Source organism: Pseudomonas palmensis (assembly GCF_017848315.1).
In the GTDB taxonomy this organism is placed as follows: Bacteria; Pseudomonadota; Gammaproteobacteria; order Pseudomonadales; family Pseudomonadaceae; genus Aquipseudomonas; species Aquipseudomonas palmensis.
Genome location: NZ_JAFKEC010000107.1, coordinates 1 through 6,578, shown reverse-complemented (window position 1 = coordinate 6,578; position 6,578 = coordinate 1). Strand labels below are relative to the sequence as shown.

Annotated in this window: 4 protein-coding genes and 2 pseudogenes; 3 read left to right on the top strand and 3 right to left on the bottom strand. The window is 58.8% G+C overall.

Annotated features, from left to right (window positions below; genetic code table 11):
- Window positions 1–522, bottom strand: a pseudogene (locus tag JZZ72_RS27375) (hypothetical protein); the annotation flags it as partial.
- Window positions 523–1,068: 546 nt separating this feature from the next.
- Entirely contained in the window at window positions 1,069–2,091 is a 1,023-nt protein-coding gene (locus tag JZZ72_RS27370) for a zinc-dependent alcohol dehydrogenase family protein (RefSeq protein ID WP_043863985.1), read from the bottom strand.
- Between the two features lie 198 nt (window positions 2,092–2,289).
- Between JZZ72_RS27370 and JZZ72_RS27365 the strand changes: the two genes are divergently transcribed.
- The 3 genes from JZZ72_RS27365 (at window position 2,290) to JZZ72_RS27355 (ending at window position 6,242) form a co-directional block, all read left to right on the top strand.
- Window positions 2,290–3,204 carry a LysR family transcriptional regulator gene (locus JZZ72_RS27365; RefSeq protein WP_043863986.1) on the top strand — a complete coding sequence of 305 codons (915 nt, stop codon included), beginning with the start codon at window positions 2,290–2,292 and terminating at the stop codon, window positions 3,202–3,204.
- Window positions 3,205–3,357: 153 nt separating this feature from the next.
- Window positions 3,358–4,626 carry a tyrosine-type recombinase/integrase gene (locus JZZ72_RS27360; protein WP_210015474.1) on the top strand — a complete coding sequence of 423 codons (1,269 nt, stop codon included), beginning with the start codon at window positions 3,358–3,360 and terminating at the stop codon, window positions 4,624–4,626.
- A gap of 368 nt (window positions 4,627–4,994) precedes the next feature.
- Entirely contained in the window at window positions 4,995–6,242 is a 1,248-nt protein-coding gene (locus tag JZZ72_RS27355; RefSeq protein ID WP_213086048.1) for a tyrosine-type recombinase/integrase, read from the top strand.
- A 130-nt stretch (window positions 6,243–6,372) separates the two neighbouring features.
- Here JZZ72_RS27355 and JZZ72_RS27350 read toward each other — a convergent pair.
- Window positions 6,373–6,578, bottom strand: a pseudogene (locus JZZ72_RS27350) (hypothetical protein); the annotation flags it as partial.

Genomic DNA, 6,578 nt, shown 5'->3' with positions numbered 1-6,578 from the left:
GCCCTGGCGGTACAGTTCGGCCAGCGCCAGGTAGAAGCGATTGCAGAACATCGGCCGCACCTGGCCGGCGGTCAGGTGCCCGGCAACCAGGGTGTCGAAGCGCTCGACCTGCTGCTGACGCGGCGACAGCGGCTTGAGTGCATCGAAGTGCTGGAGGCCGCCGTCGTCCAGCACCAGCAGCTCGACCCGCAGGTCGTCATGCAGCACCAGCGCCGAATAGCCACGCTCGATGTTCTCGATCACCGCCGTCGACATGCCCACATGGCGGGCGGTGACCACGCGCAGCTCGAAGGTGGCCGGCGCACGCGCCGCAATGCTCAACTGCGCGGCGCGCAGAAACGCCAGGGCGAAGGAGCTGTCCTTGCCGCCGCCATGGGCCAGCATCACCTTGAAGTCGCCTATGCGCTCGATCCCGCCGGCGGCCACCAGCATGCGCTGGATAAGCAATTGCAGCGACGCGCGCTGGCCCTGGGTAAGGCACTCGAGCAGTCGCTGCAAGACCTGCTGGTAAATGTGAGTCATGGCTTGATCGTGGAGGGTACTCATGGTGTATACCTGATTCGATAACGACTGCCGGCAGCCGGAAGTTACCCGATGCGGGTAACAGGACATCGTTGCGCAACAACGGCAAAGTGAATTAAAAAAAGAATGATGGTCTTAGGATGTTTCTTACAACTTCCTACGATTGTTCCGACTCAGATCGAAACAGCATCGCCCGATGACCACCCTTGCCCCGGACAGCGCCCCCCGGCGCGTTGCGTGCGAGGACCCCACCTCCATGAACAGTACAGCTGGCACACCATATCTCGCTCCTTGAGATGATTGATGGTTGGATGAACAGCGCCGCCTTAGGCACTACAGTGCCCGACGCCCATAGGAAACAGCAGCCTTTCCACGCGAAGATGTAATTTTACGGACACCGGAAAGTCTTTATTCCCACGCCCACAACATAACGCAAGCGCCGTACTTAGTCCGCACAAGTTAAATAGGAAACATCTGAAACTTTAATAAGAAATTTCCACAAAAAAGCCCGAGACTCGGCTCGGGCTTGGCGTGTCGCGCAGCCTGTCAGGCGTCAGGCAGCACCAGTACCACGCGGCCTCCACACGGGCACTCGTCCATGTGGCGGTGTGCGGCGACGACCTCGTCGAACGGGTAGGCCTTGATGATGTGTGGCAATACCTGGCGGTCGGCGGTGAACTGGTTGATATCGCGCAGTGCGCGCTGCAGCGCCACCTGGTCCTGGGTGATGCCCAGCTCCGGCTTGCCGGTGAAGTTGCTCACGCAGTGCACGAAGAACTGGATGTTCTTCTGGAACGCCGCACAGGCCGGGAACGGCGTCTGGTTGCCGCCCTGCAGGCCGTACAGCACCAGGCTGCCGCGTGGCGCCAGCACATCGCCCAGCAACGACATCTGCGGGCCACCCAGGCCATCGAGCACCATGTCCACGCCGCGGTTGTCGGTGTACTTGTTGATCTGCATGAGCAGGTCCTGCTCTTCGGTCACGATGACCTTCTCTGCCCCCAGCTTGAGCAGGTTGTCGCGCTCGGCGCTGTCCTTGGTGGCGGCGATCACCTTCAGGCCCAGGGCCTTGCCCAGCTGCACGAAGGCCGGCCCGGCGCAGTGGCTGGCGTCGGTGACCAGGGCGGTCTGCCCGGCCTTGGCCCGCGCCAGGTCGACATAGGCGAAATAGGCGATCAGCAGCGGCGTGTAGTGCACGCTGGCCTCGATCGGGCTGAGGATATCGGGGTAGCGGGTCAGTGCGTTGCGCGGCAGCACGATGACCTCGCCATACACCGGGTGCTCGTTGGGGCTGGTGGCCGGAAAGCTGGCGACCTTGTCGCCGATGGCCAGGTCGTCGACGCCGGCGCCGAGGGCGGTCACCACACCGGCCATTTCGTGGCCGATGCCGGCTGGCAGGCGCGCATGGGACGGCGCCAGGTTCTGCCGCCACAGCACGTCGTACCAGCTGATGCCGATAGCCTGCACCCGCACCTGTACTTCACCGGCAGCCGGTTGCGGCGTGGCCACGTCCTCGCACTTGAGCACCTCGGCCTGGCCGAATTTGTGAAAACGGATCATGCGGGACATCGCAAACCTCGCCTAGTGAACCTCTAATACCCGCAACTCTATCGGGGCTATAGCGGTTAGACCATCAGTGGCCATTAATAGTCAACATGCCTGTCATTGATTGGTGATAGCGCCTGCTGCGCAATTTATGCGGTGCAGGGTACCGTCTTTGCCCTTAAGATTCACCCCTGCCCCGACCAGACCTATGAAGCGAAGCCGATGAACCGTAACGACTTGCGTCGCGTCGACCTGAACCTGCTGATCGTGTTCGAGACCTTGATGCACGAGCGCAGCGTCACCCGCGCCGCGGAAAAACTGTTCCTCGGCCAGCCGGCCATCAGTGCGGCGCTGTCGCGCCTGCGCAGCCTGTTCGACGACCCGCTGTTCGTGCGTACCGGGCGCAGCATGGAGCCCTCGGCGCGGGCGGTGGAGATCTTCGCCCTGCTCTCCCCGGCGCTGGACTCCATCTCCACGGCGGTAAGCCGCGCTGCCGACTTCGACCCGGCCACCAGCACGGCGGTGTTTCGCATCGGCCTCTCCGACGACGCCGAGTTCGCCTTGCTGCCGCAACTGCTCAAACGTGTGCGCGCCGAGGCGCCGGGCATCGTGCTGGTGGTGCGCCGGGTCAACTACCTGCTGATGCCCTCGCTGCTGGCGTCGGGTGAAATCTCGGTGGGCGTGAGCTGGACCAGCGACCTGCCGGCCAACGCCAAGCGCAAGGTGCTGCGTCGCAGCAGGCCCAAGGTGCTGCGTGCCGACAGCAAGCCGGGCAGCCTCAGCCTGGATGAATTCTGCGCACGCCCGCATGCCCTGGTGTCGTTTGCCGGCGACCTGAGCGGGTTCATGGACGAGATTCTCGAGAAGCTGGGGCGCAAGCGCCATGTGGTGCTGGCCGTGCCGCAGTTCAACGGCCTGGGCAGCCTGCTGACCGGCACCGACATCCTCGCCACGGTGCCGGACTACACCGCCGAGCAGCTGACCGCCGCCGGCGGCCTGCGCGCCGAAGACCCGCCGCTGGAGGTGCAGAGCTTCGAGCTGCATATGGCGTGGCGCGGGTCGCAGGACAATGATCCGGGGGAGCGGTGGTTGCGGTCGCGGATTCAGATGTTCTTCGGGGACCCCGATAGCCTCTGACCGAGTTCCACTGAGAACCAATAATGCTTCAAAAACATAGACTTAGAGCAAATCATCGTCCGTTTCCGTCCATCGGAATCCACTCAATTCCAGCTTGACTGGGGGTATCTTTGGGGGACACCAAGCCCAAACTGAAAAAGATACCCCCACACCATGTCCCCCGAAAAACCGCCACCCTTCCGCCAGAAACTCAGCGATGCATTCATTCGGTCGTTGACCACATCAGGCAAGTACGCCGATGGCGACGTGCCGGGTCTCTATCTACAAGTGCGTGCCTCGCTCAAGCCTGGCAAATCTCCCTCCCGGCACTGGCGACTGAAGTACCGTCTTCGCGGCAAGGAAAACGTGTTCGTGATCGGCAGGTATCCGGATGTGGGCTTGAAAGAAGCCCGCGAGCTCGCCCGGGCAGCGCGCAATAGCGTGGCCAATCACATCGACCCACTCAAAGCCAAAAAAGCCAAGATTGAGGCGCAATGGCTAAATGAGTCACGTACGTTCGCCTACGTCGCTGAGGAGTGGATGAAGTTCAAATCCGCCGACCTGGTCAGCAAATCCGTCGCAGGATTTCGCGGCGCACTGCAGAACCACATTTTACCCGCTATCGGCGAGCGGCCCGTCAGCGAAATCAAACTCGAGCACATCACCGCGATCATTACCGAGTTGCGATACAAGCGAATCATGGCGATGGCGAGGCGTGTGCGGACGATCATTCGCTCCATCCTCGGCTTTGCCGAAGGACGTGGCTGGGTCGAGCGAAACGTGGCCCTGAGCAACACTGAAGAACTCAAGATCCGTCACGTGGTGACGAGCAACCCGGCCATTGAGCGGCCTGCTGATCTGGGCAAGTTTCTGCTGCGCCTCGATGACCTGAACCTTGGCAGCGTGGCCTATGCGATGCGCCTACTGGTGCTATTACCGGTTCGGCCGGGTGAGCTTGTGAAGATGCGCTGGGAGGATGTCGATCTGATCGGCGCCGATTGGCGATATGTGGTCAGCAAGACCAAACATCTGGACAAGAGCAAGCATATCGTGCCGCTCCCAGAGCAAGCGCTAGTCCTACTGCGCGAGCTGCACAAAGATCGGGTGGTTGATGATGCCGGTCACGGCTGGGTGTTCGGATCGCCTGTCTATCCAGGCCGGTCAATCGATGCGACGTCCATCCTCAAGTCGCTGCAAAAAGTCTGGCCTGAGTACGCAATCACCGCTCACGGCTTTCGGGCTACCTACCGCACGATCGCTCATGAGCATTTGGGCATCGATCCAATTGTACTGGAGCTGTCGCTATCGCACCGGATGCCAGGTGCGCTGGGAGCAGTTTACGCACGCGCTCAGCTCTTGAGTCAGCGCCGGGAAGCCGCGCAACTGTGGGCGAATTACTTAGATCAGCTTCGGAACAATACAAAGCTAGCGCTTGCAGATTAATCGCCGCCCCCTGAATTGAAGCCCAACGGTAACGGCCCCAGTCGTCTTTCTTCCCGTAACACGCCAAACGAATTTAGCGGAGTATGCGGGATTCGAACTCAACAGCACAGCTCCAAAAGTCAAAATTTTTACTGATAAAAATCAATATCTTATGAAAATAAGTTCGAATGCAGCGTAGTCATTCGAAGTGTATTTCCACTCCCGACCACCGGCATCCAAAAACCGACGCCCGGCCGCTCTAGAGCAGCCTATTTGGGGTAGTTTGAATACTGCCATAGTCTTCTAGCTTCCGCCCAGTTCCGCCTGTTTCCAGACTGCGGGTGGGGGACCAACTGGAGGACCGGTTTTATAGATCGGAGGCCACCACCATGCCCAAGCTCACCGCGAAACTCGTAGAAAATCTCAAGGATTATGGCAAGTACGATGATGGCGATGGCCTGCGCCTTGTCATTCGAAAGTCTGGAAAAGCTTGGGTGCTGCGTTACCAGCTTGCAGGCAAGCGCAAGGAAATCGGCTTGGGCCCCTACCCTCACTATGGGTTGAAGGAGGCACGCTCCCGCGCCGACATTCATCGAGCATTGATCCGTGAGGGTATCGACCCTTTGACACATAAGGCTGATGCACTCAAGCAAGCTGAAGCTGCGCTGATTGCCCGGGAGAAGAATCTTGAAAACACCTTCCGCGCTTGCGCAGTGGACTACATCGAAGCCCATAGAGCGGGCTGGAAAAACGCAAAACACGCGCAACAATGGGTCAACACCCTCACTACTTACGCATTCCCCTTTATCGGAGAAAAGCCAGTCGACGAAGTTGAAACAGACGATATCCTGAAGATCCTTATTCCAATATGGACCGCTAAACCTGAGACGGCGGCCAGGGTCAGAAACCGGCTGGAGCTAGTTCTCGATGCCGCCAAAGCACGCCGGCTGCGGACGGGTGAAAATTCCGCTCGCTGGCGAGGTCATCTAGACAAACTTCTTCCTAGAAGAAGGCTGGCAGACCGTGGCAACCATTCCGCTCTACCTTGGCCGCAATTACCGGAATTCATGGCAGAACTTGAGCATTCCACTGACCTAAGTTCAACTGCAGTGAAGCTAACCGTGTTGTGCGCACTGCGCACAAGCGAAGTGATAGGCGGGCACTGGGAAGAAATTGATCTGGACGAAGAAATTTGGACTATTCCGGCCGCCCGAATGAAAGCTGGGCGCCAGCATCGAGTACCGTTATCCGAAGCCGCCATTCGTACACTCAGATGTCTGAAGGCGGAAAGCAAAAGCGGATTGATTTTCCCGGGTCGAAGCGTTGATCGACCGCTCTCGAACATGGCAATGCTACAAAAAATACGCGGTATGGATGAGAAATCCTTAGCCAACAACGGGCCAGGCTGGCGCAACGAAGCCGGTGAAGTCATCACCATGCATGGCTTCCGATCAAGCTTTAGAGACTGGGCCGCCGAGACAACCAACTTTGCCAACATCGTCCCAGAAATGGCTTTGGCGCATAAAATCACTAATGCGGCTGAAGCAGCGTATCGAAGAGGCGATCTGCTGGAAAAACGGAAACAGCTGATGGAGGAATGGGCTCGCTATGCACTGTCAGGCTGCAAAACAACCTGACAGAATTTAGGTGCTGGCTGAAGGAATTTCATAATGGCAACGAGACTCACATCCGCCTTCCGAGCCGTTGAAATTCAAGGCTTCTCAGCAATCCCTGAAACATGGATAGCCTTGATTCGACAATGGCCCCTTACTTTTTAGGTGCATTTAAGCGCTGGCTTGCCCGCACCTGCTCCAACAGCTGATCCACACCGCCCATCAGGAAGCAGAGTGATGCCTCGTCGACCAATCTGCCTTCGCTAATCTTACCGCCCGAACTGCCAATCACAATCTGCGGATACTGCACCAGCCGAGCCTGGATAGCCCACAATGTTTCATTCAACTGCTGATGTGCCC

Bases quoted from the DNA above. Each gene is read 5' to 3' on its own strand.
- JZZ72_RS27370 (WP_043863985.1), bottom strand. From the start codon at position 2,091: ATGTCCCGCATGATCCGTTTTCACAAATTCGGCCAGGCCGAGGTGCTC.
- JZZ72_RS27365 (WP_043863986.1), top strand. From the start codon at position 2,290: ATGAACCGTAACGACTTGCGTCGCGTCGACCTGAACCTGCTGATCGTG.
- JZZ72_RS27360 (WP_210015474.1), top strand. From the start codon at position 3,358: ATGTCCCCCGAAAAACCGCCACCCTTCCGCCAGAAACTCAGCGATGCA.
- JZZ72_RS27355 (WP_213086048.1), top strand. From the start codon at position 4,995: ATGCCCAAGCTCACCGCGAAACTCGTAGAAAATCTCAAGGATTATGGC.